Origin of the sequence: Saliniradius amylolyticus, assembly GCF_003143555.1 — a bacterium.
In the GTDB taxonomy this organism is placed as follows: Bacteria; Pseudomonadota; Gammaproteobacteria; order Enterobacterales; family Alteromonadaceae; genus Saliniradius; species Saliniradius amylolyticus.
The window spans coordinates 2,917,190-2,941,021 of the sequence record NZ_CP029347.1 but is presented as its reverse complement, the minus strand read 5'-3'; the positions used below and the strand labels follow the sequence as shown (position 1 = coordinate 2,941,021).

The 23,832-nt window shown below is 51.5% G+C and carries 25 protein-coding genes; 18 read left to right on the top strand and 7 right to left on the bottom strand.

Translation table 11 applies throughout. The features are described from left to right. Nucleotides 1-278: 278 nt before the first annotated feature. The 9 genes from pilM (at nucleotide 279) to HMF8227_RS13660 (ending at nucleotide 8,896) form a co-directional block, all read left to right on the top strand. Nucleotides 279-1,340, top strand: coding sequence for a type IV pilus biogenesis protein PilM (pilM, locus tag HMF8227_RS13700; RefSeq protein WP_239421317.1), 1,062 nt, complete (start codon nucleotides 279-281; stop codon nucleotides 1,338-1,340). Continuing rightward, nucleotides 1,328-1,909: a PilN domain-containing protein gene (locus HMF8227_RS13695; protein WP_109340717.1), complete on the top strand. Its 582-nt coding sequence runs from the start codon at nucleotides 1,328-1,330 to the stop codon at nucleotides 1,907-1,909. Before pilM ends, HMF8227_RS13695 begins: the two co-directional genes overlap by 13 nt. After that, nucleotides 1,906-2,514, top strand: coding sequence for a type IV pilus inner membrane component PilO (locus HMF8227_RS13690; RefSeq protein ID WP_109340716.1), 609 nt, complete (start codon nucleotides 1,906-1,908; stop codon nucleotides 2,512-2,514). Before HMF8227_RS13695 ends, HMF8227_RS13690 begins: the two co-directional genes overlap by 4 nt. Further along, nucleotides 2,511-3,035, top strand: a complete 525-nt coding sequence (locus HMF8227_RS13685) for a pilus assembly protein PilP (protein WP_109340715.1) — start codon at nucleotides 2,511-2,513, stop codon at nucleotides 3,033-3,035. Before HMF8227_RS13690 ends, HMF8227_RS13685 begins: the two co-directional genes overlap by 4 nt. Nucleotides 3,036-3,038: 3 nt before the next feature. Then, nucleotides 3,039-4,802 (top strand): type IV pilus secretin PilQ, encoded by a 1,764-nt coding sequence (locus tag HMF8227_RS13680; RefSeq protein ID WP_109340714.1) that lies wholly within the window; start codon nucleotides 3,039-3,041, stop codon nucleotides 4,800-4,802. Between the two features lie 158 nt (nucleotides 4,803-4,960). Then, complete coding sequence (gene aroK / locus HMF8227_RS13675; RefSeq protein ID WP_109340713.1) at nucleotides 4,961-5,476, top strand: shikimate kinase AroK; 516 nt, start codon at nucleotides 4,961-4,963, stop codon at nucleotides 5,474-5,476. A 28-nt stretch (nucleotides 5,477-5,504) separates the two neighbouring features. Next, nucleotides 5,505-6,584, top strand: coding sequence for a 3-dehydroquinate synthase (aroB, locus tag HMF8227_RS13670; protein ID WP_109340712.1), 1,080 nt, complete (start codon nucleotides 5,505-5,507; stop codon nucleotides 6,582-6,584). A gap of 2 nt (nucleotides 6,585-6,586) precedes the next feature. Next, a complete protein-coding gene (locus HMF8227_RS13665; RefSeq protein WP_109340711.1) occupies nucleotides 6,587-7,930 on the top strand; it encodes an SPOR domain-containing protein in 1,344 nt (447 codons plus the stop codon). Nucleotides 7,931-7,996: 66 nt separating this feature from the next. Further along, nucleotides 7,997-8,896 carry a Dam family site-specific DNA-(adenine-N6)-methyltransferase gene (locus tag HMF8227_RS13660; protein WP_109340710.1) on the top strand — a complete coding sequence of 300 codons (900 nt, stop codon included), beginning with the start codon at nucleotides 7,997-7,999 and terminating at the stop codon, nucleotides 8,894-8,896. On the opposite strand, the gene HMF8227_RS13655 is transcribed toward HMF8227_RS13660, so the two are convergent. The 3 genes from HMF8227_RS13655 to HMF8227_RS13645 form a co-directional block, all read right to left on the bottom strand. Further along, nucleotides 8,812-9,012, bottom strand: coding sequence for a DUF2970 domain-containing protein (locus tag HMF8227_RS13655; protein ID WP_109340709.1), 201 nt, complete (start codon nucleotides 9,010-9,012; stop codon nucleotides 8,812-8,814). The two genes, HMF8227_RS13660 and HMF8227_RS13655, sit on opposite strands and share 85 nt — an antisense overlap. After that, the gene (locus HMF8227_RS13650; protein ID WP_109340708.1) at nucleotides 9,009-9,311 is read right to left on the bottom strand and encodes a hypothetical protein; all 303 of its coding nucleotides are present in this window, start codon (nucleotides 9,309-9,311) and stop codon (nucleotides 9,009-9,011) included. Before HMF8227_RS13650 ends, HMF8227_RS13655 begins: the two co-directional genes overlap by 4 nt. Nucleotides 9,312-9,456: 145 nt before the next feature. Beyond that, nucleotides 9,457-10,134: a TorF family putative porin gene (locus HMF8227_RS13645; RefSeq protein WP_109340707.1), complete on the bottom strand. Its 678-nt coding sequence runs from the start codon at nucleotides 10,132-10,134 to the stop codon at nucleotides 9,457-9,459. A gap of 316 nt (nucleotides 10,135-10,450) precedes the next feature. Between HMF8227_RS13645 and rpe the strand changes: the two genes are divergently transcribed. Beyond that, complete coding sequence (rpe, locus tag HMF8227_RS13640) at nucleotides 10,451-11,128, top strand: ribulose-phosphate 3-epimerase (RefSeq protein ID WP_109340706.1); 678 nt, start codon at nucleotides 10,451-10,453, stop codon at nucleotides 11,126-11,128. Between the two features lie 13 nt (nucleotides 11,129-11,141). Then, on the top strand, nucleotides 11,142-12,146 hold the full coding sequence (gene trpS / locus HMF8227_RS13635) for a tryptophan--tRNA ligase (protein ID WP_109340705.1): 1,005 nt from the start codon (nucleotides 11,142-11,144) through the stop codon (nucleotides 12,144-12,146). Here the strand turns inward: trpS and HMF8227_RS13630 are convergent. Then, complete coding sequence (locus tag HMF8227_RS13630) at nucleotides 12,143-13,084, bottom strand: LysR family transcriptional regulator (protein ID WP_109340704.1); 942 nt, start codon at nucleotides 13,082-13,084, stop codon at nucleotides 12,143-12,145. The two genes, trpS and HMF8227_RS13630, sit on opposite strands and share 4 nt — an antisense overlap. A gap of 286 nt (nucleotides 13,085-13,370) precedes the next feature. Here HMF8227_RS13630 and HMF8227_RS13625 point away from each other — a divergent pair, with 286 nt between their 5' ends. Genes HMF8227_RS13625 through HMF8227_RS13595 form a run of 7 tightly spaced genes read left to right on the top strand, consistent with a single transcriptional unit; the run spans nucleotide 13,371 to nucleotide 20,148 of the window. Next, nucleotides 13,371-14,831, top strand: coding sequence for a 2-hydroxymuconic semialdehyde dehydrogenase (locus tag HMF8227_RS13625; RefSeq protein WP_109340703.1), 1,461 nt, complete (start codon nucleotides 13,371-13,373; stop codon nucleotides 14,829-14,831). 10 nt (nucleotides 14,832-14,841) lie between these two features. After that, nucleotides 14,842-15,639, top strand: a complete 798-nt coding sequence (gene mhpD, locus HMF8227_RS13620; protein WP_204101064.1) for a 2-keto-4-pentenoate hydratase — start codon at nucleotides 14,842-14,844, stop codon at nucleotides 15,637-15,639. Beyond that, nucleotides 15,636-16,427 carry a 2-keto-4-pentenoate hydratase gene (locus HMF8227_RS13615; RefSeq protein ID WP_239421316.1) on the top strand — a complete coding sequence of 264 codons (792 nt, stop codon included), beginning with the start codon at nucleotides 15,636-15,638 and terminating at the stop codon, nucleotides 16,425-16,427. The genes mhpD and HMF8227_RS13615 overlap by 4 nt, the downstream gene beginning before the upstream one ends. After that, nucleotides 16,420-16,845: a RidA family protein gene (locus HMF8227_RS13610; protein WP_109340701.1), complete on the top strand. Its 426-nt coding sequence runs from the start codon at nucleotides 16,420-16,422 to the stop codon at nucleotides 16,843-16,845. Before HMF8227_RS13615 ends, HMF8227_RS13610 begins: the two co-directional genes overlap by 8 nt. A 9-nt stretch (nucleotides 16,846-16,854) precedes the next feature. Then, nucleotides 16,855-17,370 (top strand): 3-hydroxyanthranilate 3,4-dioxygenase, encoded by a 516-nt coding sequence (locus HMF8227_RS13605; RefSeq protein WP_109340700.1) that lies wholly within the window; start codon nucleotides 16,855-16,857, stop codon nucleotides 17,368-17,370. A gap of 9 nt (nucleotides 17,371-17,379) precedes the next feature. Then, nucleotides 17,380-18,375, top strand: coding sequence for an amidohydrolase family protein (locus HMF8227_RS13600; protein ID WP_109340699.1), 996 nt, complete (start codon nucleotides 17,380-17,382; stop codon nucleotides 18,373-18,375). Between the two features lie 42 nt (nucleotides 18,376-18,417). Continuing rightward, nucleotides 18,418-20,148 (top strand): LVIVD repeat-containing protein, encoded by a 1,731-nt coding sequence (locus tag HMF8227_RS13595; RefSeq protein WP_109340698.1) that lies wholly within the window; start codon nucleotides 18,418-18,420, stop codon nucleotides 20,146-20,148. A gap of 355 nt (nucleotides 20,149-20,503) precedes the next feature. Here HMF8227_RS13595 and dmpG read toward each other — a convergent pair whose 3' ends face one another. Genes dmpG through HMF8227_RS13580 form a run of 3 tightly spaced genes read right to left on the bottom strand, consistent with a single transcriptional unit; the run spans nucleotide 20,504 to nucleotide 23,813 of the window. Next, nucleotides 20,504-21,523: a 4-hydroxy-2-oxovalerate aldolase gene (gene dmpG / locus HMF8227_RS13590; RefSeq protein WP_109340697.1), complete on the bottom strand. Its 1,020-nt coding sequence runs from the start codon at nucleotides 21,521-21,523 to the stop codon at nucleotides 20,504-20,506. Between the two features lie 11 nt (nucleotides 21,524-21,534). After that, the gene (locus tag HMF8227_RS13585; RefSeq protein WP_109340696.1) at nucleotides 21,535-22,419 is read right to left on the bottom strand and encodes an acetaldehyde dehydrogenase (acetylating); all 885 of its coding nucleotides are present in this window, start codon (nucleotides 22,417-22,419) and stop codon (nucleotides 21,535-21,537) included. Between the two features lie 23 nt (nucleotides 22,420-22,442). Next, nucleotides 22,443-23,813: a sodium-dependent transporter gene (locus HMF8227_RS13580; RefSeq protein WP_109340695.1), complete on the bottom strand. Its 1,371-nt coding sequence runs from the start codon at nucleotides 23,811-23,813 to the stop codon at nucleotides 22,443-22,445. Nucleotides 23,814-23,832: the final 19 nt, after the last annotated feature.

Sequence of the window (23,832 nt, the reverse complement as noted above, 5' to 3'; positions counted from 1 at the left end):
ACACTAAGGACATTGGTATTGCAGCTTGTTTTGATATTAAAGTAGGCCTTTTGATCACTTGAGTATGAATAAAAATACTAAGCGGCTGACATAAGTTGTTACACTGCTAGTCGGTAGCTCGCTTTAATTACTGACTATTACAACAACTTAGCTATAGTTAGTGGGCGAGGTGCTTTGCGGGGGCCAGGTTTATACGTATGAGTTACTGCGTAGCCCCGTTTCAGGATGAAGTGAATCATAATGAAGGATGGTCCATATTTAAGGTAAGGTATTGAGAAGTGAGTCATTTTTTCGGTAGTCATGGGCATGCAATGGTGGGGCTGGATATTGGCACTCGCAGCGTTAAGGGTGTGCTATTGACCGGTAAGGCCGAGGATGTCCGTCTCAATGCCTGCGCATGCGAATACATACAAGGCAATGCGTTTAAAGAGCGGGACATCGACGACTACGACGCCATCAGCACGGCCATTCGAAAAGTTCAGCGACAGCTCAGTACCAAGGTAAAGGAGGCGGCCATTGCGGTGTCCGGTTCTTCGGTGATCACGAAAGTGATTCATATGGACCCCGGGTTGAGTGACTTTGAGTTGGAAAGTCAGATCGAAGTAGAAGCGGACAGCTTAATCCCGTATCCCCTGGATGAAGTCTATGTGGACTTTGAGGAACTGGGGGAAAGCCGTTTCTATCAGGGTAAGGTGGATGTACTTCTCAGTGCTGCACACCGAGATATGGTGGATAAACGGGTAACGTTGCTTCGCGAACTGGAGTTGGAGCCAAAAGTGGTGGATGTAGATGGCTATGCCCTCGGTACCGCATTACTGGATTTTGGCCCTGAGCTGGCAGACGATGAGGTGCTGTGTTGCCTGAACTTGGGCGCCAGTCAATTGTTGGTAACCGCTGTCCAAAATGGCAAGGTGATCTACAGTAAAGAGCACAATTTTGGTTTCGATAATCTGGTCCGCGATATCGCTATGATGACGGGGGCCGAGCCCTTTGAAGTGCAGGCTCAACTCGTCGGTGAGGGGATGGACCCACATTGGCGCGAGCAAACCTGGCCTATGTTCCTGTCAAATCTCCAGCAACAGGTTAACCGAGCATTACAGATGTTCAGTGCGTCGGCCAGCGTGGCGATGCCCTCGTCCTTACTCATCTGTGGTGGCGGTGCTAACTTGCCCGGCCTTGCCGGGGAGTTAAGCGAGGATCTGAACATGGATGTTAAGGTGTTTAACCCTCTGGCCAGTCTGGCCGATAAAGACGATAAACAAGACACGCCTCTTGAGGGACCTCAAATGACTATCGCCCTAGGGCTGGCAAGTCGGAGCTTTAAACCATGGCACATATAAACTTACTGCCTTGGCGAGAGGCAAAACGTCAACAACAGAAACAACAGTATCTATTGGTCTTGCTGCTGGTCGTGATGGTGACCTTCGCCCTATTTTGGCTGATTGGCAGTGGGGTGGATCAGTTGATTCAGAACCAGACAGAACGTAATCGGTACCTGGAACAGGAAATTGCTGTTCTGGACAGCAGGATTGCGCAAATTAAGAGCATCCGTGAACAGAAACGTCAGGTAGAGCAACGCATGGCGCTGATTGAGCAATTACAAACCAGTCGCAATATTGCTCCTCATGTGTTGGATGAGTTGGCCAGTATTGTGCCTCCGGGGATCGCTTTCCGGCGTTTGAATCGCAGTGGGCGCACTTTGGAAGTCAGTGGGATCAGTGAATCGAATAACCGACTGTCGGAGTTTATGCGGCAGTTAGAGGTTTCCGAGGTGTTTATCGACGAAGACCTGGCATCCATTGTGGCCAATACCGATACCTCGGATGCTGTCAGCGAGTTTAAGCTCACGTTCGCGCTAAGCCAGAGCGTGGCACCTGAGATAGAGCAGGCTGAGGAGACACAGCCATGAAGTTTGATTTTAGCAAACTCAAGGAAATGAATGAGCTCGACTTTGAGCAGGTGGCCGTTTGGCCGTTCGAAATCAAAACCGTGGTGGCTCTGGTGCTGGCAATACTAACCGGCGTGTTGGGCTATTACCTGTTGATCAGTGATAAGTTGCCAACCTTAGAGACACTGGAGAAAAAAGAGCAGGAGCTTAAAGGTACCTATCGAGCCAAGTACGGCATCGCTGTTAACCTGGAAGCCTATCAGCAGCAGCTGGCGGAGGTGAAACAGGACTTTAAATCCATGTTGAAGTCACTGCCTACCAGCAACGAGACGCCGGGACTTCTGGATGACATCACCCTTGTCGGCACCTCGGCCGGACTGAAATTTAAGCTCATCAACTGGCAACAGGAAGTGCCCAAAGAGTTTTATACTGAATTGCCCATTCGAATGGAAGTCAGTGGCGACTATCACCAATTTGGTGAGTTTCTGTCTCAGGTGGCCGCCTTGCCAAGGATAGTTACCGTACATGACTTTGCTATGGAAGACGCTGGCGAACAATTAACACTGAGCTTGCAGGCCAAGACCTATCGCACCTCTACGGCAGGGGTTGAGGAGACCTCGCCATGAAGTGGTTAGTCATTCCTCTGATGCTACTCTTAACCGGTTGTCAGGCAGAAAAGGCCGACCTTAAGCAATTTGTCGCTGAGGTAAAGCAGACAACCCGCGTCAGCATTGAGCCTTACCCTGAGTTCTCACGTATGCCGGCGTTTGAATACGATGCCTACGAGCAGCGCAATCCTTTTACCCGCCCGGGAAATCAAGGCGCGGCTCAGATAAAAGCGACCAAGGCCAATTGCCGTCAGCCAGATTTTTCTCGCTCCAAAGGGCCTTTGGAGCAATACGGTACCGATGCGCTTAATGTGAAAGGCTTTTTCACAAATCCAGAAGGGACCTGGGCCTTGATACAGGCTAATGATGGCTCTTTGCATAAGGCCACAGTGGGAGATCGTTTGGGGCTGTTCTTTGGCCGCATTACCGATATCGCCAATGGGCAAATTACTATTATCGAAATGCTTCCGGATGGCACCGGCTGCTGGCAGGAAAAAACCAGCACTCTGGCCATTGGCGACGGAAGAGGGGAAAAATAAACCATGTCCGAACGCTATATTTTCAATAAAAAACTCAATCGTCGCCATGCTATGTGGCCTTGGCTATTGCTGATGTTGACCTGTGGACTCACGGCTCGAATGGTATATGCCGAGCAAGAAGTGCGCCTGGTGGACCCCAACGCCACAAACGTCGCTGTCCAGCAGCATCAACTCACGGATATTGAGTTTCACCGCTCGGCGGATGGTGCGGCTAAAGTCATGGTATCGTTCGATAAATCGGGCGTGGATGCGGCCGTGGTTCAGGGTGAACAACAGGTTGAAGTATTATTGCCGGGCACTGAACTGGCAAAAGACCAACTGTATAAGCTAGATGTGACGGACTTTGCGACACCAGTGACTCAGTTGGAAACCTTTCAGAGTGAGGAACAAAGCCGCATTCTGTTTAGCTTAAGTGAGCCGGTGACGGTGCGCCAGCAAAATAACGGCTCAGTGATGACACTGGAGCTGGTGCCCAAGCCAAAAGAGGCGCAGCAGCAGGGTAAGGTGTCTTCTGGCTTTGAGGGGGCACCCATCTCACTGGATTTTCAGGATGTGCCTGTACGCGAAGTGCTGCAGATAATTGCCCAGGTGAACGGCTTTAATCTGGTCACCACGGACACCGTAACCGGTAATGTTACCGTAAGCTTGTCTAATGTCCCTTGGGATCAAGCCTTGGCCATGATTCTGAAAATTAAGGGGTTAGGCAAACGCGAAGAAGGTAATATCTTGCTGATTGCACCGGCTGAGGAGTTGGCCCAGCGAGAAACGCAGCGACTTGAGTCTGAGCGCCAGGTTCAGGAACTGGCTCCGCTACGTTCTAAGACCATTCAAATTAATTACGCCAAGGCCAGTGACATCGCCACGATTCTCAAATCAGAAGAGGGCGGCATCTTAAGCGAGCGTGGTTCGGTGACGGTGGATGACCGCACCAACTCGGTGCTGGTCAGAGATACTGCCGAGTCTATTCGCGAGGCGGAGGTCATGGTCAAACAACTTGATATTCCGGTCAAGCAGGTGTTGATAGAGTCTCGTATGGTCACAGTTCGGGATAATGTCACCGAAGAGCTGGGGATTCGCTGGGGATTCAGTGATCAGCAGGACAGCGATGGCGTGTCCGGCTCACTGGAAGGTGCTGAAGCTATCGCCGGTGGGTCTATCCCCTCTTTGAATAATCGCTTGAATGTGAATCTGCCGGCGGCCAGTGGCAATGCAGCCAAAATTGGATTCCATATTGCCAAGTTGGCTGACGGGACGATTTTGGATTTGGAGTTGTCCGCACTGGAGCAGGAAAACAAAGGCGAAATCATCGCCAGCCCCCGCATTACTGTGGCTAATCAGCACGAGGCCTACATTGAGCAAGGTACTGAAATCCCCTATGTTCAGTCCACGTCCAGTGGCGCCACCTCGGTGGAGTTTAAAAAAGCCGTATTGAGTCTTAAGGTCACGCCCCACATCACGCCGGACAAACGAATCATTCTGGATTTAGTCGTGACTCAGGATACCCGTGGCGATACGGTGTCTACCTCCACTGGCCCGGCGGTGGCCATCGATACTCAGGAAATCGCCACTCAGGTACTGGTGGAAAATGGGGAGACCGTGGTGCTGGGGGGGATCTTCCAGCAGAACAAGACCAATGCCATCAACAAGGTACCGTTGTTTGGTGATTTACCCGTGGTGGGGGGGCTGTTCCGTAACAAACAGGATCTGGCGGAAAAACGCGAATTGTTGATTTTTGTCACCCCAAAAGTGATGACCGACGCCCTCTGAGACGCTCTAAAGGGAGAAAATCGCGAGTTGAAGGCCTTCAACTCGCATCAATACTTGCATCTAGGCGGATGAAGCTGAGATAATCCCCGCTTCCGAAATTCGACCGGGGGGTTGAGTTTAGTCCTTTTTAACCAGTTTAGTTGTGTGACAGAGCGAAAATGGCCGAAAAACGTAATATTTTCTTAGTTGGGCCGATGGGCGCGGGTAAGAGTACCATTGGCAAACACCTTGCAGACGAATTGCACCTCGACTTTTACGACTCCGACCAAGAGATTGAGCGCCGTACAGGGGCCGATATCAGCTGGGTGTTCGACATTGAAGGCGAAGAGGGTTTTCGCAAGCGTGAAGAAGATGTCATTAACGATTTAACTGAGTTGCAAGGTATTGTACTGGCAACCGGGGGTGGCTCGGTGGTCAGCAAGACTATCCGCAATCGCCTCGCGGCTCGTGGCATCGTTGTCTACCTGCAGACCACTATCGATAAGCAGGTGGCCCGCACGCAGCGCGACAAACGTCGCCCGTTGCTGCAAAACGGCAACCCCGAAAAGGTGCTGCGGGACTTGGCGGAAGAGCGCAACCCCATGTACGAAGAAGTCGCAGACTATGTCGTACAAACCGATGATCAAAGTGCCCGTGCCGTGGCCAACCAAATCATCGAAAAAATCAATCAATAAGCTTTCCTGATCGATGAGGGCTACGCTCATGAAGCCATTAAATGTTGAATTGGGTGAGCGTAGCTACCCTATTTATATTCAGAACAACCTGCTACGTCAGGGAGAACAGCTGCGCCAGGCCATAAAAGGCCCAAAAGCGGTTATCATCACCAATGAGGTTGTTGAAACCCTTTATGGAGCCACATTCAGAGCCGCACTGAATGATCTGGACCTGGACACGATCGTGCTGCCTGATGGCGAGCAGTTCAAGTCCCTGCAGAGTTTTGAGTCGGTGATGACAGCGCTGTTGGAGCAAAACGCCGCCCGGGATACTACCCTGATTGCGCTGGGGGGCGGTGTTATCGGTGATCTGACCGGCTTTGTGGCTGCCTGTTATCAGCGTGGCATCCCTTTTATTCAGGTGCCGACCACGCTGTTGTCACAGGTAGACTCCTCCGTGGGCGGGAAAACAGCGGTTAATCACCCTCTGGGCAAGAATATGATCGGGGCCTTCTACCAGCCCAAGGCCGTATTTATCGACACCATGACACTCTCCAGCCTGCCGGCACGGGAATTTGCCGCTGGCATGGCCGAAGTCGTCAAGTACGGAATAATCTACGATGCTGACTTCTTCCGGTGGCTGGAAGAACACCGAGAGGCGATTCAGGCTAAATCCCCGGATGTTTTGGCGCAGATGATCCGCCGCTGCTGTGAGATCAAGGCAGAAGTGGTAGCCAAGGACGAACGAGAGCAAGGCCTGAGGGCATTGCTGAATCTGGGTCATACCTTTGGCCATGCCATTGAGGCTGAGCAGGGCTACGGCAACTGGCTGCATGGTGAGGCCGTGTCGGTAGGCATTGTTCTTGCTTCTGATGTGGCGGTGGCCATGAACTGGCAGCAAGCGTCGGAAAATCAACGTATTCGGGAATTGCTGGCGGGCTTTGATTTGCCACTGACACCGCCCGAGAGAATGAATTATCGCAGTTTCATGGCTCACATGCGGCATGATAAAAAGGTACAGGACAGTCGGATCCGCTATGTCATTCCTCAGGGTATTGGCAAGGCTGTGGTGACGGCCGAGGTGGAGGACAGCCTGTTGGTAAAACTCTTAGGTGATGATAAACGGTAATCGTGCGTAAGGCTTTTGGTGATCTGCATAAACGCTTGATTCACCTGACCAACTATGTGTCGGGTATGGTGATTATTGGTGGCAATCAAGCCGCAGCCCAGAGCCGCTTTATGCGCGACTTCATCAGTGAACAGAGTGATGCCGTCAATCTTGCCTATCTGCATGGCAAAACTCAGACCACAGAAGCTCAGTATCGTCAGCAGTTGCTGACCCAGCTTCTGGGTCGGGCGGAGGATGATCACAGTTCCCTTACCCATCAACTGGGTAGCTTACTCGGGCAGCAACAACAGGTGTTAATTGCCATCTCCGGTGCTGATCACCTTTCCAATAAGCTGGTAAAAGAACTCTGGCACCTCGCGCGCAATGCCGAATCCATCGAAGACGGTCACTTGGCGATTATCCTTGCCGGCGAGCAGGAGTGGGCCGATGCGGTGCGGCATCATTTGGATGGCAGTCACCTGCCGGTTTTCGTTCCTTATGATTTCAGCGAAGGAAGCGAAGCGGAGGCACCAGAGCCGTCCCAGTTAGACCGACTGATTGCCGACAAACGCCGCGCCTTCAGTGAACGCCTTCGGCAACGACAGGATCAAACCCAGAACACAAAGAGCACCAAAAGTAACAAGCCCATATTGATGATGGTGGCGGCGCTCGTATTTATGGGGTGTTTCGGTGGGTTGCTATTATGGCTTTATCCGGAGTTACTGACCAACGTGGGTGAGGTACCTGAGGAAAGCCGAGTCCGGGTTCAAAGCGATGCTGAGCCATCACTGCCTGCCGACACCATTGAGAAGGAACCCGAGCAGGCAGGTAGTGACGAGCCTCCATTAGTCGCTGAGCCAGAAAGTGATAAGGTCGTCACAGACTGGCAAACCGCGGTGAAGGAGATTACGCCGGTCGAAGATGTGGAACAACCACAGCAGGAAGAGTCGACGGAGCCTGAACCACCGGCCGATAGACAGCAGAATGAACCCAGTCCAGCGGACACATCGTCGCAAACCCAGCCAGCAGTTGCAGAGTTACCGCAGTATGCCTGGAACGAAGCGCAGATACTGACTTTGCCTAAGTCTCATTATGTGTTGCAGCTATCGGCGGCCAGCCAAAGTGAGGTGCTCAGTGACTTTCGCCAACGCCATGACCTCTCCGATGCGCTGCGCTATCGCACCAATCGATACGGCGGTCATTGGCATGTACTGGTCAGTTCAGACAGTTATGCGTCGTTGGACGAGGCCAGACAAGCTTTGGCAGCATTGCCTCAGCCTCTGCAGCAGGAAGGGGCTTTTGCCAAGCGCGTGGCACAGGTACACAAAGAGATCCAACAAGGGTATGCTGAACAAACCGATGAGTAACTTTCAGCAGATTTACACTGGGCTTTTCAGTACAATCGTTACCTTTGCCCCAAGCTATCAGAGTGCATGAAGAATACTAAATGCCGGGCCTTCCTGAAGTGGGCCGGTGGCAAATACAGTCTGATCGAGTCAATCCGGCAGTCCCTGCCTGAGGGGAGGCGGCTTGTGGAGCCTTTTGTTGGGGCGGGGTCGGTGTTTTTGAATACTGATTTTCAGCATTACTGGCTCAATGATATTAACCCGGATCTGATCGCACTCTATCGAATCCTGCAGCAGCAACCCGAAGAGTATGTTCGTGACGCCAGAGCTTTTTTTAATAGTGATACGAATCAGAAAGAGCGCTATTACGCCCTGCGTGAAGAATTTAACCTGACTCAGGATAGCTACCACCGTAGCCTGCTGTTCTTGTATCTCAACCGTCATGGCTACAACGGCCTTTGTCGCTATAATCTATCCGGTAAGTTTAATGTGCCCTTCGGGCGCTATAAGAAGCCTTATTTCCCGGAGCGGGAGCTGTACCATTTTGCCGAGAAAGCTCAACAAGCGACTTTCACCTGTTTGCCCTTTACGGAAGTTTTTGAGCAATTGGGAAGACAGGATGTGGTCTATTGTGATCCGCCCTATGCGCCCATCAGTCAAACAGCTAATTTCACCAGCTACGCTACAAAAGGGTTTTCTATGGCGCAACAGCAGGAGTTGGCCGAGCAGGCACATAGAGCTGCTAAAGAATCACGGGTGCCCGTGCTGATCAGCAATCATGACACCGAGCAAACCCGCACCATTTACCAGCAGGCCAGTCGATTAACGCGGAGACTGAAGGTGAGTCGCTATATTAGCCAGAAGGGGCATAAGCGGTCCAAAGTGGATGAATTGTTCGCGTTTTATGAGCCGGCCAGGATCAACTTAACCACAAACACCAGTACTAATACGAACGCTGTGACAAAGACAACCCCAGTGATTAAGTAGGGCCAAAACGAACGGCTACGGAAATCCTGTTGACGATTGGCCTCAGTCTGAACCCCAAAGGCACTGGCAGCAACACTCTTAAAGACTTGCCACCAGGAAGGGTTGGAATGAATCATGGATTAGGCGTGGATGTAGATTGAGAGTCGCTGGTCAGACGGCTTAGTAATTCCAGTAAGTCCAGATAGTGAAACTGACCGGCACCGGAATGGCCGCCCAGCCAAGACCACCAGTTGACCTGTTGTTGCTGGGTAGCACAGCGATTCACAGGGTGGCTCATGGGCAAGCGCTTATCCAACTTCACCTGAGCCTGACACTGACACGCCGACGTTTCTTCCTGTTGGGCTAATCCATTATTGGCCAACCAAAAGGCTCCAGTCAGTACGGCCAGCCCTAAGAATTTATTGAGCAAAGACATAATCCATCATCGATCTATTGATATGCCGCTATTATACGCCAGTTGATTATTTGAACAACCGTCTTTGCGACAATGGTTAAAAAATAGACGGTGAGTGGTTGGCCGGGTCACCTGAGGGTGTCCCGGCATTTGTGAGACAGGATGATTAGAAAGTGGTACCCCAACTGACGACCAGCTTCAGATCATCGTCACCAGACTCGTCATCGGCCTTAGAAACGGTAAACATAAAGTCGCCTTTAGTGATGTCTACCTGAATGTGACCATAATCGTTATCGCCATACAGGGTTTCGTCCTCATCGAAGGCGTAGTAGCCATAGGTTAGGCCCAGACCGTAATCATCGGCCAAATCCACACCATAGCCGACATGGTAATAGAGATCGCCCTGACCAAAGGGTGAGTCGTCGGGCAGATCGCTATTGGGTGTGTAGGCCAGGCCAAAACTAAAGGCATTGAATGAACCATTGAAATACAGTTCACCAAAGTTAGAGTCGTCTAAATCGGTGTACGCATAGTAGGTGTAGCCCACATCGTAGCCGAAACCATTATCCAGCTCACCCGCGTAGCCAAGATAGAAATCCGATTCGGCACCTTCAAATTCCCCGCCAAAATCCACTGAACCGATCCAGGTTCCGGCATAGAAGCCGCTGTCGTTGCTGTAATCCAAGCCTCCAGAAACCGATGGGTTATCGGCGCTCTGCGTCACCCCACGCCAGAGATAATTACTGGTAACACCAAAGTTAGCACTGACTTCAGCTAGTGCCGCTGGTGCAACGAGGATTGCGCTTAAGCTGGTTGCAATAAGACTGGTTTTTAATTTTGACATCTGTGTCTCCTGATTTGAGTGTGTGATCAAGTAGTTGATTGCGTCTCTCTGAGGTGTTGCAAGCTTAATGCCCAAATGCCAGGGTAAGCATGAACCCAGGCTGGCCGAGATAATAGACTGATATATATAGGTTTATTATTTCGTTGGCCATGAGCAATGGAAAGCGTAATTAACAGTATGGTGCAGAAATGGCGCAAAGTGCACTGTTTTGATGCAAAGTTTTTCCAGGCTCAGAGGGAAGTTTGGCTACGGGAAAGACTTTTTCAGACTGGGGAAATCCGGTACAGTTAGCGGCTTCAATGATATCGGAGTCACTATGCAGCCTTATTTTATCGCCCCTTCTATCTTGTCGGCGGATTTTGCTCGCCTTGGCGAAGAAGTCGATGCGGTACTGGCCGCCGGCGCCGATGTGATTCATTTTGATGTGATGGATAACCACTACGTGCCTAACCTGACCTTCGGGCCCCAGGTATGTCAGTCTCTCAGAGACTATGGGATCACCGCTGATATCGACGTCCACCTGATGGTCAAGCCCGTTGACAGTCTCATTCAGATGTTTGCCGAAGCGGGCGCTTCCATGATCAGTTTTCATCCTGAAGCATCGGAGCACGTGGACCGCTCTATTCAGCTTATCCAGAGTCATGGCTGCAAAGCCGGGTTGGTGCTGAACCCGGCAACACCGCTAACGTATTTGGATTACACCTTAGACAAACTGGATTATGTGCTGGTGATGTCAGTGAATCCCGGTTTTGGTGGGCAACAGTTTATTCCTTCTACCCTGGACAAGTTAAAACAGGTCCGGCAACGCATTGAGGCCAGTGGCCGGGATATTCGGTTGGAAGTCGACGGCGGCATTAAAGTGGACAATATTCGCGCCGCCGCCGAAGCGGGGGCCGATATGTTTGTGGCCGGCTCGGCCATCTTCAATCAAACCGATTATGCGCAGGTGATCAGCCAGATGCGTACCGAGTTAAACAAAACAAGCCTTTGTTAAGCAGGAATTCTCTATGAGCAAACCCATTGTATTGAGTGGATGCCAGCCGTCCGGACAATTAACCATCGGTAATTACATGGGGGCGCTGCGTCAGTGGGTAGCTATGCAGTCCGATCACGACTGTCTTTACATGTTGGTGGATTTACATGCCATCACCGTGCGCCAGGATCCACTGGCCCTGCATGAAGCGACTCTGGACGGCCTGGCGTTATATCTGGCCTGTGGCATCGACCCCGCCAAGAGCACCTTGTTTGTGCAGTCCCATGTGCCTGAGCATGCCCAACTTGCCTGGGTACTGAATTGCTATACCCAGATGGGTGAGCTGAATCGTATGACCCAGTTCAAGGACAAGTCCAGTCGTCATACCAATAACATCAATGTGGGCCTGTATAGTTATCCGGTGTTACAGGCGGCAGATATCCTGCTGTATCAGGCGGATCAGGTACCCGTTGGCGAGGATCAGAAACAGCATCTGGAACTCACGCGTAATGTGGCCATCCGATTCAATAACCTGTACGGAGAGGTATTTAAGATACCTGAGCCGAACATTCCACAGTCCGGGGCGCGGATTATGAGCCTGCAGGACCCTACCAAGAAGATGTCCAAGTCCGACGACAACCAGAATAACTTTGTTGGTTTGTTGGAAGATCCTAAGAAAATCACCAAGAAGATTAAACGTGCAGTCACCGACTCCGACGAGCAGGCCAGAATCTATTTCGATCAGGAACAAAAATCCGGAGTGTCCAACCTGCTGACGTTACTGTCTGGTGCCACCGGTCGTAGCATCGACGACTTGGTACCGGACTATGAAGACAAGATGTACGGCCACTTAAAAGGCGATGTGGCTGATGCTGTGGTATCTCTGGTGGAACCCATCCAGCAGAAATATCATGAGCTACGTCAGGACAAAGCTGAGCTGGAACGAGTGATGCGTGAGGGCGCGGAAAAAGCGGGTGCCCAGGCCTCGCAGACGCTCAAGGCGGCATACGAGGCCCTGGGTTTTGTGGCGAGACCTTAAATCAGTTCTTCACTCACCAGCTGTAAGTCCTCCATCAAAGAGTGAGCTGCCGGGGTTAAGTTATCTTTGGAGCGCATTGTGATGCCTACCGGCCCAAGCTGCTGTAAGTGTGGCACGGGAAGTCGGCATAACTCCCCGGCTTTTTCATACTGGTGAAATACTTGTCCCGGCATCACGGCTATCATGTCGGTTTCTGTCAGTAGCGTTCGATTGGTTAACACGGAGACTGACTCCACCACTGGCTGCGGTGATGGCAGGCCTTGATCGCGGAAACTCTGATCAAGTTCTCGTCGCAGATAAGTCTGGGGGGATGGCAAAATCCAGGACTCGTTGACGATATCCGCCAGCTCCAGAGTGCCACGATTACTCAGAGGGTGGCCTGAGCGGGCAACGATGTAGGCAGGCTCTTCGTATAGCTGGATCGTGGTGAGCCCGTCGTAGTCCTGGTGCTCGGGCAAACGACCCACAACCATATCCAGGTCACCTTGCACCAGTGATGGAAGAAGTCGGTCCTGTGTCCCCTCTACCACTGTGATATAAACATTGGGCCGCTCGGCCCTCAGTCTTACCAGTGCTTTGGGAAGCAGAGTCAGGCTGGCCGTTATCAGCGTCCCCACAGTTACATGGCCGGACAGTCCGCTTTGTAATGAGGTGAGTTCTTCACTCACATGCTTGATTTGAGACAGCACCAGCTTTGCGTGCCGGATTAATACCTCTCCATAGAGCGTCGGAATCACCCCCCGAGAGGTCCGGTTAAACAACTGCAACTCATACGTGTTTTCGATGTCTCTGATGATCTTGGTGGCGGCTGGTTGTGCCATGTTCATCAATTGGGCGGCTTTGAATATATTGCATTGCTCGCCGACGGTCACCAGCAATTTCAGGTGTTTGAGCTTCATTCGGGCGATCATATCCCGCTGTAATTTTTCCGGTGCCATGGTGCCCCCTGCTTGTTCAGACCTGACTCAGTATAGCCTCAAAGATATAGCAAATGTCCCCTATATCATATTAAAGTTATACTTCAACCCTCAACGTGGTCAACAAGTTTCAGATGTCGAAGGTAGCGCCTCGCCTCAGTGGTGGTACTTTCACTCACGCTTAGATATCGATATGTCTTTTTATGTATATCAAAGCGTGCAAAAGATATTTTTATATTATGTGATGCCTATGTACAGTCATTCATAAGCGAACAGTTATGGCCTCTGAGCCAGTGCGAGAGTGAGAATGACCGACAAAGTAATAAAGAATTATGTTGGCGGAGCGTTTGTCGATAGTGGCACCTATTTCGACAATATTGATCCGGTGAACGGAAATGTCCTTGCCAAGGTGTCCGAAGCCAACCGGGCAATGGTAAAACAGGCGGTTGCAGCATCTCGAAAGGCGTTAAATGGTCCCTGGGGACGGATGAGCGTGCAACAACGAACGGCTCTGCTGCACAAGGTTGCCGATGGCATTGAAGCGCGCTTTGATGAGTTCGTTGAAGCTGAAATGGCCGACACCGGTAAATCCTATCAGCAAGCATCGACGATCGACATCCCCCGAGGTGCGGCTAATTTTCGTATTTTTGCTGACATGGTGAAGACCGCTTCCAATGAAAGCTTTCATACCGATACCAATGACGGTGCTGGGGCGCTTAACTACAGTGTGAGACGCCCTCTCGGTGTTGTAGCTGTCGTTGCCCCATGGAACCTACCCCTGTTATTACTGACGTGGAAATTGGCACCGGCTCTGGCTTGTGGCAACTGTATTGTCGCCAAACCCTCTGAAGAAACACCATCCAGCGCAACACTGCTGGCAGAGGTGATGGATGAAGCGGGAGTGCCAGCGGGGGTCTTTAACCTTGTGCATGGCTTTGGACCAAACTCTGCAGGCGAGTTCCTGACGTCCGACCCGGGCATTAATGCCATTACTTTCACCGGCGAATCGCGAACCGGCAGCGCCATCATGCGAGCTGCGGCTGAGACAGTGAAGCCCTTGTCGTTTGAACTTGGCGGTAAAAATGCGGCGATTGTTTTTGACGATGCCGATTTCGATAAGGCGCTGGAAGGCACGGTACGTTCTGTATTTACCAATGGCGGCCAAGTGTGTCTGTGCACCGAGCGGGTGTATGTTCAGCGCGGTCTGTTCGACAAGTTCGTTGAGGGCATGAAGCAAAAAGCAGAGGCCCTGAAAATTGGTTGGCCCACCGAGAAAGATACGGATATGGGACCCCTGATCTCATTTGAGCACAGAGATAAAGTGCTGTCATATTATCGCCTGGCAGAGAAAGAGGGAGCTCAGTTTGTCACTGGCGGTGGGGTCCCAGTATTTGGCGACCAAAGAGATAAAGGCGCCTGGGTCGAACCAACGATCATCACCGGGTTATCGGAAGACGCTCGTTGCGTTAAAGAAGAAATCTTTGGTCCTGTCTGCCACATCACCCCCTTTGATACAGAGGAAGAAGCCATTTCGATGGCAAACAACAGCCAATACGGACTGGCGGCCGCTATTTGGACCCGGAATATCAGTCGAGGCCACAGAGTAGCTCAACAAATGGAAGCCGGAATGGTCTGGGTGAACACCTGGTATTTGCGCGACCTGCGCACCCCTTTTGGCGGTGTCAAATTATCCGGCATTGGTCGCGAGGGAGGGAGTCACTCTCTGAACTTCTACGCCGAACCTAGCAATATTTGTATCAAGTTATAAAGGGGGAATAATGAGTTATACCCAAAACGAACAGCGGGCTGCAGAAGCTTTGCGCTACTCTCAACAGCAGAGACAGGCCTGTGAGCCCGTACGTGAATTGTTGGCAGGTGGCGGAATTGATGCTGCCTATCGAGTGCAGCAAATTAATACTGACTATGCTCAGCAACAAGGGTGCCGTCTGGTTGGTCGCAAGATTGGACTGACATCAAAAGTGGTGCAAACCCAGCTGGGAGTGGATCAACCCGACTTTGGTGCACTGTTCGCGGACATGGCCGTGTGTGAAGGCGAGGAGATCGCCATGTCGCGCCTTATGCAGCCCAAAATTGAAGGAGAAGTGGCGCTTGTGCTGGAGAGTGATCTGGCAATGGATAATCCAACCATCGCGGATGTTATTAGTGCTTCAGCCTATGTGTTACCAGCATTGGAAATTGTCGATAGCCGAGTCGCTAACTGGGATATTCGTATAGAAGACACCGTGGCTGATAATGCTTCCAGTGGACTATTCGTCCTTGGCGGAACGCCCAAGTTGCTGAATCAGGTTGATTTGAAAGCCTGTGGAATGTCGTTATTCCGACGCGGAGAGCCAGTATCTACCGGTGCCGGACAGGCATGTCTCGGTCATCCTCTCAGTGCAGCGGTTTGGCTGGCAAAAACCATGAGCCGCTTGGAGCAGCCATTGCGTACTGGCGACATCATATTAACAGGTGCATTAGGACCTATGGTCCCTGTTCAGGCGGGAGACGTTTTTGATTGTGAGATCTCCGGCTTAGGCTCGGTTCGCGCCAGCTTTGCTAAGGAGGGTGTATGACCAATCAGCAAGCTCAGACTATGAAACTGGCCGAAGTGGTCGACTCGGCCGCTTCGTCCGCGCAGGCTATTCCGCAGCTTAGTCATGATTATCCCCAATTAAACGTTGCCCAAGCCTATCAGATTCAAACCGCCAGTCTTGAGCACCGTTTAGCCCGGGGTGAAAAGCTGGTGGGTATTAAGATGGGTTTTACCAGCCGTGCAAAAATGGTGCAGATGGGGGTCGACGACCTTATTTGGGGACGCCTGACCGATAAAATGCAACTGGTAGAAGGCGGAACTACCTCTATGTCGCGCTTCATTCATCCGCGCATTGAGCCGGAGATCGCTTTCCGTCTGAAAAAAAACATCAAGGGCTATATCAACCTCTCTCAGGCAATGGAAGCGGTTGACGGAATTGCCCCCGCAATGGAAATCATTGATTCACGCTACACCAACTTTAACTTCTCGCTGCCGGATGTGATTGCGGACAACTCTTCTTCATCGGGTTTTGTGCTGGGCCAATGGCATTCTCCCAATGTGGACATTAGTAATCAGGCCATGATCATGGAATTTAATGGTCGCGCAGTGCAGATCGGATCATCTTCGGCCATTCTGGGAAATCCATATCGCTCACTGGTCGAGGCCGCTCGTCTGGCTGCCGAGTCGGGGCTGTGTCTGGAAGCGGGCCATACGGTTCTGGCTGGTGCAGCAACGGCTGCTCATCCTCTGGCAGCCGGAGATCATGTTTGCTTGCACACCGGCACCCTAGGAAAGGTAGAAATCACCTTGGAGGCAGACAATGACTAATCAATCGACCTTAGTGAAAGGCAAAGCCACTCCCAGGGGTAAGTTTCCACATATTAAACGAGCGGGAGACTTTCTGTTTGTCTCGGGCACCAGCTCGCGCCTGCCAGATAATACCATTGTGGGTGCTGAGGTGGATGCGATGGGCACCACGAATTTAGATATTCAGGCCCAAACCAAGGCGGTAATAGAGAATATCCGTGACATTCTGGCTGCCGAAGGGGCTGGGCTGGAAGATGTGGTCGAGATCTCCACCTTCTTAGTCAATATGAACGACTTTGGCGGATACAACCGGGTCTACTCCGAGTACTTTGATACCGAGGGTCCTACCCGAACCACTGTCGCAGTGCACCAGTTGCCACATCCTCACCTACTCATTGAAATAAAGGCCGTGGCTTTCAAGCCCGTCTCACAGTCCTAAGGAGCCAATATGAACTCGTTAAAAGCTTTTAACTTTCAAAAGTGGTTGGAAGATAACGCTGAAAAACTCAAACCGCCGGTTAATAACGCCCTGATCTGGGAAGATGCCGATATGATGTGCACTGTGGTAGGCGGGCCGAATGAACGGTATGACTATCACGTCGATCCAGTCGAAGAGTTTTTCTACCAATTTAAAGGGAATGCTTACCTTAATATTATGGGCGAAGATGGCCCCTACAAGCTGGAACTCAAGGAGGGAGATGTTTTCCTATTACCCCCTTATATCCCTCACTCCCCTCAGCGTCCAGAGGCAGACAGCCTTTGTCTGGTCATTGAGCCTAAGCGCCCTAAAGGGAAAAAAGATGCCTTTCGCTGGTATTGCTTAGAGTGTAACCACCTGTTGCATGAAGTGGAGGTGGAGTTGCAGTCCATCGTTGATGATTTGCCACCTTTGTTTAAGGCATTCCAGCAAGACGAAACGGTACGTACTTGCGATGCCTGTGGTGCATTGCATCCAGGGAAGTAGGATAATTTCATGAATAAAGTGATTGATATGCACGCCCACTTCTTTCCCGAAGAAGTGCCGGACTTTGCGGCCGAGTTTGGTTCCAGTGGCTGGCCTTCAGTTGAACATGTTAGCTCGGAAAGCGCCAATATTATGATCGATGGTAAGCTATTTCGCCCCATCACTTATGCATGCTGGAACAGCCGCAAGCGTCTCAGAGATATGGACGAGCTGGGGATAGATATCCAGATTATCTGTGCGACTCCAGTGTTATTTGCCTATCACCGCCCGGTGGAGCAAGCTTTGACGCTGGCGAAGTGGCTTAACGACAAAGCCATTGAAATTTGTCAGCCCGAACCTGCGCGCTTAAAAGCCCTCTGTCAGGTGCCCCTGCAAGATATTGGCGCGGCATGTGAAGAGGTGAGTCGTTGTATGCAAAACGGCCATGTCGGGGTACAGATTGGTAACCATGTGGGGCTGAAGAATCTTGACGACGAGGGGATCGAACGCTTTCTCCACCATTGTGCGGACATTGGTGCGCCAGTTCTGGTCCACCCCTGGGACATGATGGCCCCCGAGCGTATGCCCAATTATATGCTGCCCTGGTTGGTGGCAATGCCCGCCGAGACGCAGCTGTCTATATTGTCACTGATTCTATCCGGGGGTTTTGAGCGTTTACCCCGTAGCCTGAAAATCTGTTTTGCTCATGGCGGCGGCAGCTTCCCGTATCTGCTGGGCCGTGTCGATAATGCCTGGAAGCATCGGGATATTGTGCGCAAGGACTGTCCGCATTTGCCCTCGAGCTATGTCGATCGTTTCTATGTGGACTCGGCGGTATTCCACTCCGATGCGTTGTCGCTTTTGGTCAAAACTATGGGATCAGAGCGGGTGATGCTTGGCTCGGATTACCCGTTCCCGCTCGGCGAACAAGTGATAGGTGAACTAGTGAAGACCCATCCAGAACTCAGCGAGCCGGTAAAATCTCGCATTCTGGCGAATAATGCCGCTGAATTCTTCAATCTATAACTTCTTAAAAACGGTCAACTGGCAAGTTGTTAGGAGTCATTTATGAAATCAATAAAACGAGCAAGTCTTGCTTTGGGAGTGGCAATGAGTCTGCAAGGGCTTGCTCATGCCAGTCCTTGGGATATCAGTAAAGACACCCCGGTGAATATTAAAGACCCAATGGTTAAGGCGCAGGCAGCGATGGCGAATGATCGCACGCCTAACCCTCCTGCCTCGGGGAGCTATGGTATGCAGCCAGATGGCAGCTTTAAGCATCCTACAGCTACGCCTGAGTCGCACGACAAACACCCCTTTGAAGGGCAGTTAGACTATTGGGATACAGAAACTTATATCCATAACATGAAAGTGGAAGCTTATTACCCGATAACGGTAGAGCCGTTCCATACCTGGCAGAACATGGTTGACTTTGATGGCAGGCGTTATCTCTATCAATATGTGCGCGGGGATATGAAAGTATTCGATATTACAGACCCCAAGAATGTCGAGCTATTGCACACCAAGGGGCACACTTGGGGGGCAGAGGGCCCCGGTGAGGAAGTTAACCCTTATCCGGAAGATGAAATGATGGGAGCAGCTTCTATTCAATGGAGTGAATCACGACAGCATTATGTGATGGTTCAGGCCTATGAGGTCCGTCGTTTTGGCTTGTTAAGAGATAAATATCGCCAACCTGACAAGGTGGAAGCCATTCGCAATAGCCCGCACTTAAAAGGGTTTAAAGTTTATGAAATGAAGGGCCCACTGCCAGATCAATGGACCTTACTGGCCGAACGCACAACGGATGTGTTACATCCCGATGCACCAGTGGGTGAGCAACAAGGCTCGGGCGTCAGAGATATACCCGCTTACTATGGTGATGGCATTATGTACGTGGCTGCCGCGCCGGACGAGCGCTACGGCCTGACCGAGTATCCAAATGACCTCTACAGCGCCGGATACCAAGCTTGGGATATGACAGATCCCGCCAACCCTCGCTTTTTGGATATGCTGTCGGTGCCTGGCCAAATCATCGGGGATCCTGAGCATGAGGCGGTGTTCAAGGCCGATGCTCGGGCAGGAAACCGTACTTCCTGGATGGGGGCGCGTATGCCCTTATTCCTGCCAGGCAAAGATTCCCGCTACGGTTATGCAGCCATGGGCGGCTTGGGCTTTCACGTGGTGGACATCAGCGACCCCACGGACATGCGTGTAGTGGGAAGCTTAAAATTTCCTCCTAATATTGCCGGCACTGAGGGCGACTTCATTGATGTATCTCAGGTAGAAGAGACGGGGCTGGTTTACTTCAGTGGCTATCCGCTGAATGAAGATTGCTACGAGCCCTATAAGGATATTCACATCATTGATGTGAGTAACCCGACTAATCCCGTGGAAAAAGGCGTGATGCCGCGTCCTCAGCCTCCAGAGGGTGCAGCATTCACAGACTTTTGTCAGCGCCGGGGCAGTTTTGGACCTAAGCGCACAGGTGCGTACCACCAACCGGGCACGGCTAAGCAGGGAATTTTACCGTTTAATTTCTACAATGCTGGTTTACAGGTCTATGACGTGTCTAATCCAGACAAGCCGGAAATTGCGGCCTACTTTGTGCCACCCTTTGAGCCGGACAAGGTAGTCGATTACGCCATGGGCAATCTCTCCCATGCAGTGCATGTGGAATACGATCGAAATCTGTTCTGGTTATTCACAAATCATGGTTTCTATGCCTTGTCTAGCCCGCTGCTAGGGACTCCGCACTTGGCAGCACCTGAATCGGCGTGGCCACCGCGACCTGAGTAGCTCGGATCCGTCAACTTAACTATTAGCCGGTTGTAGAACCGGCTTTTTTATTGTTCCCGAATGCCTAGGCCAACACTGCCTGCTAATCGTCTTTCCTTTCACCTTTTGGCTTATTTCATAGAGATGCGTGCCTATAACGACGTGGCCACCACCTTAATGGGGAGTCGTGTCGTGAGTTTGCAGTGTGGTGCAAGTGAAAGGGCTTGCCAGTTTGATGTGACTCTGTGGGGCGGCGTTGTTTATGGCGCTTGGCGTCTGTCTGGTTTAGGTAAATATGGAAGGAGGAGGGGGGGTGAAGCGAGAGCCGCTGACAGGTCGGCCGATGCTAACCTGTCAGGGCTATGAAACTTTGGGACTAACGAGCTTTAGCCATATCCAGAGCGAGGTCTTCGATCATATCTTCCTGACCGCCGACTGTCCCTCGCTTACCCAGCTCGACCAGTATATCTCGGGCACTCACGCCATACTTTGCTTCCGCGCGTTTGGCAAACAGCAGGAACGAGGAGTAAACACCGGCGTAACCGAGAGTCAAGGAATCACGATCGACTCGAATGGGTTGGTCCATCATGGGAGTGATCAAATCTTCGGCGACATCCATAATTTTATAGAGGTCGATGCCATGAATGGCCCCCATGCGTTCCAGAACGGCAACTAGTACTTCCAGCGGTGTATTGCCGGCTCCCGCTCCCAGTCCTGCGGCGGAACCATCAATGCGGGCCGCGCCAGCCTCAATAGCGGCCAGTGAGTTAGCAACACCCATTGCAAGGTTATGATGTCCGTGAAAGCCAATCTGAGTCTCAGGTTTGAGGTGCTGGCGCATCAAGTCAATCTTGGCGGTAACCTCATCGGGCAACATGTAGCCTGCTGAATCGGTACAGTAGATGCAATTTGCTCCGTACGACTCCATGAGCTTGGCTTGCTCCACCAGTGTTTCTGCACTGACCATATGAGCCATCATCAGAAATCCGACAGTGTCCAGTCCGAGTTCTGCTGACAAGCCAATGTGTTGCTGAGAGACATCCGCCTCGGTGCAGTGGGTGGCCACCCGGATAGTGCTGACGCCAAAGTCATGAGCCATCCTCAGATGATCAACGGTACCGATGCCCGGTAACAGAAGAGCAGATACTTTCGCCTGCTTCAGTTCGGGTATCACGGCACTCAAATAGGCCTCATCACTATGAGCCGCAAAGCCATAGTTCAAAGAATTACCGCCCAAACCGTCACCGTGAGTGACCTCGATCAAGGGCATGCCTGCTTCGTCGAGGCCTTTAGCAATACTGACCATTTGCTCAAGACTGATTTGATGGCGCTTGGCATGCATGCCATCGCGCAGACTCATATCGTGCAAGGTAACTGGGATATTGTTTAACTTCATAGTCTGTCTCCTTAAGCCAGGGCTTGCTGGGCGATGAGTTCTGCGGTGTGCAGGGCGGCCGCGGTCATAATGTCCAGGTTTCCGGCGTAATGAGGTAAGAAATCGCCCTGGCCCTCAACCTCCAGATAGATAGAAACCTTATTGCCGTCAAAAACCGGACCATTTTTTAACCGGTATCCGGGCACATAGGCTTGCACTTTACTCAGCATGGCATGAACCGACTCTGTAATAGCCTGTTGGTCGGGTGCACCGGTACATAAGCAATGAACCGTGTCGCGCATAATCAGAGGTGGCTCGGCAGGGTTGATGATAATAATCGCCTTGCCTTTGTTGGCCTTACCGACAGACTCTATGGCGGATGCAGTGGTGCGCGTAAACTCATCAATATTCTGGCGGGTTCCCGGTCCGACCGAACGGCTGGATACAGTGGCAATAATCTCAGCATAATCCACGTTCTGTATCTGGCTAACGGCCGCGACCATGGGGATTGTGGCTTGTCCACCACAGGTGACCATATTCACGTTATCACACTGGGCCGGGTCCAATTCCTGTAGATTTACAGATGGAACACAGAAGGGGCCCATCGCTGCTGGGGTCAGATCGACGGCCTTTATCCCCAGTTCCGCCAGTAGTTTTGCGTTGCCTCTGTGGGCGTAGGCTGAGGTCGCATCGAAGGCGATTTTTACATTCAGTGCCTGTAACTGTTGGGTTGCTTCCGCCAATCCATTGGTGGCAACCTCCAGTCCCAGTTTTTTGGCTCGCTTTAGGCCTTCAGAACTGGCATCCACGCCTACCATTAGCACTGGGTTTATGTGTTGACTGCGAAGTGCCTTGTAAAGCAGATCGGTGCCGATGTTACCCGGACCGATGATGACAGCGTTGATTTTTTGTTGCATAAAAACCTCGTCTATTGGCTCGCTTAAAGTCTGGAGATAAACACCCAGGCCAGAGCCACAGGTGCAATTACACGGGAAGTCCACAGCCATAATTGGAAACCCAAGGTATGTTCCGAAATGCACAGTTCCTCACTGGAGTATTCGGTTTTCATCGCCCAGCCGACAAACATGACCACCAGGATTCCCCCCAGAGGCATGGCAATATTGGCGGTGAGATAGTCAAACAACGCAAAAAAAGTCATATCGGCAAACAGAGGGATGATGGTCAATGGGTATACATCGCTGAGGAGGTTGAACGATAGCGCCGATAGAATACCGAGGGCCCAGGCAACGACGCCAGCCAGAAAGCTGGCTTGCCTGCGAGATAAACGCGTATGGTTTTGTAGCCAGGATGTGGGCACTTCGAGCATACAAATGGCCGAGGTCAGCGCGGCAAAGAACAGCAGCAGGAAAAAAATCGCTCCCAAAATGTTGCCAGCATCCATTTGTGCAAAGGCAACCGGCAAGGAGACAAACACTAAGCCAGGGCCGGCATTGGGGTCTAAGCCAAATGCAAAAATAATCGGGAATATGGCAAGGCCCGCCAGCAAAGCTACGATGGTGTCGGCGGTTACAATGACAGCCGCTGAGCGCGGTATATGAGTTTTACGCTGCATGTACGCGCCATACACCATAAGGTTAGTGAGGCCGACGCTGATAGAGAAAAACGCTTGACCTATTGCTTCAAGGGTTACGGCGGGGGTTATTTTGGAAAAGTCGGGTGTAAACAGAAAGTCCAACGCGGCAGAGAAATCACCAATGTTGGCGGCGTAGATCACCAGTAACACCAGCATGACAAACAAGAGCGGCATCACTAGTTTGACCAATCGCTCAACTCCCGATGCCAAACCGGCACAGGAGATAAACACCACCAATACCAGGAAGGCAATATGCCAAGTCAGAACAGTAGTGGCCGATGCCTGTAAAGCATCGAAGCTATCACTAACCATTTGTGCTGAGGCTCCGGCCAATTCACCAGAGAGCAATTTAGGCACATACGCCATCGTCCAACCGCCGACAATGGCATAGAATGACAACACCAGTAGTGCACCCACGACCCCCATATTGCCCATGTGTCGCCAGAGCCCAGAGGCTTTTGACTCATTGGCTACGCTTGAAATGGCTTGCGGTGGACTCTGTTTACCGCGACGTCCTACCATTAACTCGGCGATCAGCACTGGCATGGCTATGGCAAAGGCTGCGCCAATGTAAATTAGGACGAAGGCTCCACCACCATTGGTTCCCGTGGTATAGGGAAAGCGCCATATGTTGGCCAGACCCACGGCCGTGCCAATGGAGGCCATGAGGAAGGCAAACTGAGAGGACCACTGGGGTGCGTTGCTGTTGGCAGACATAAAGACTCCGCTGAGAAAA

Bases quoted from the DNA above. Each gene is read 5' to 3' on its own strand.
- HMF8227_RS13655 (WP_109340709.1), bottom strand. From the start codon at position 9,012: ATGATTCATTCCAACCCTTCCTGGTGGCAAGTCTTTAAGAGTGTTGCT.
- HMF8227_RS13695 (WP_109340717.1), top strand. From the start codon at position 1,328: ATGGCACATATAAACTTACTGCCTTGGCGAGAGGCAAAACGTCAACAA.
- aroB (WP_109340712.1), top strand. From the start codon at position 5,505: ATGAAGCCATTAAATGTTGAATTGGGTGAGCGTAGCTACCCTATTTAT.
- HMF8227_RS13645 (WP_109340707.1), bottom strand. From the start codon at position 10,134: ATGTCAAAATTAAAAACCAGTCTTATTGCAACCAGCTTAAGCGCAATC.
- HMF8227_RS13660 (WP_109340710.1), top strand. From the start codon at position 7,997: ATGAAGAATACTAAATGCCGGGCCTTCCTGAAGTGGGCCGGTGGCAAA.
- HMF8227_RS13580 (WP_109340695.1), bottom strand. From the start codon at position 23,813: ATGTCTGCCAACAGCAACGCACCCCAGTGGTCCTCTCAGTTTGCCTTC.
- HMF8227_RS13625 (WP_109340703.1), top strand. From the start codon at position 13,371: ATGACCGACAAAGTAATAAAGAATTATGTTGGCGGAGCGTTTGTCGAT.
- HMF8227_RS13685 (WP_109340715.1), top strand. From the start codon at position 2,511: ATGAAGTGGTTAGTCATTCCTCTGATGCTACTCTTAACCGGTTGTCAG.
- HMF8227_RS13690 (WP_109340716.1), top strand. From the start codon at position 1,906: ATGAAGTTTGATTTTAGCAAACTCAAGGAAATGAATGAGCTCGACTTT.
- HMF8227_RS13610 (WP_109340701.1), top strand. From the start codon at position 16,420: ATGACTAATCAATCGACCTTAGTGAAAGGCAAAGCCACTCCCAGGGGT.
- trpS (WP_109340705.1), top strand. From the start codon at position 11,142: ATGAGCAAACCCATTGTATTGAGTGGATGCCAGCCGTCCGGACAATTA.
- HMF8227_RS13680 (WP_109340714.1), top strand. From the start codon at position 3,039: ATGTCCGAACGCTATATTTTCAATAAAAAACTCAATCGTCGCCATGCT.
- HMF8227_RS13630 (WP_109340704.1), bottom strand. From the start codon at position 13,084: ATGGCACCGGAAAAATTACAGCGGGATATGATCGCCCGAATGAAGCTC.
- HMF8227_RS13585 (WP_109340696.1), bottom strand. From the start codon at position 22,419: ATGCAACAAAAAATCAACGCTGTCATCATCGGTCCGGGTAACATCGGC.
- HMF8227_RS13600 (WP_109340699.1), top strand. From the start codon at position 17,380: ATGAATAAAGTGATTGATATGCACGCCCACTTCTTTCCCGAAGAAGTG.
- mhpD (WP_204101064.1), top strand. From the start codon at position 14,842: ATGAGTTATACCCAAAACGAACAGCGGGCTGCAGAAGCTTTGCGCTAC.
- HMF8227_RS13615 (WP_239421316.1), top strand. From the start codon at position 15,636: ATGACCAATCAGCAAGCTCAGACTATGAAACTGGCCGAAGTGGTCGAC.
- HMF8227_RS13595 (WP_109340698.1), top strand. From the start codon at position 18,418: ATGAAATCAATAAAACGAGCAAGTCTTGCTTTGGGAGTGGCAATGAGT.
- dmpG (WP_109340697.1), bottom strand. From the start codon at position 21,523: ATGAAGTTAAACAATATCCCAGTTACCTTGCACGATATGAGTCTGCGC.
- aroK (WP_109340713.1), top strand. From the start codon at position 4,961: ATGGCCGAAAAACGTAATATTTTCTTAGTTGGGCCGATGGGCGCGGGT.
- HMF8227_RS13605 (WP_109340700.1), top strand. From the start codon at position 16,855: ATGAACTCGTTAAAAGCTTTTAACTTTCAAAAGTGGTTGGAAGATAAC.
- HMF8227_RS13650 (WP_109340708.1), bottom strand. From the start codon at position 9,311: ATGTCTTTGCTCAATAAATTCTTAGGGCTGGCCGTACTGACTGGAGCC.
- rpe (WP_109340706.1), top strand. From the start codon at position 10,451: ATGCAGCCTTATTTTATCGCCCCTTCTATCTTGTCGGCGGATTTTGCT.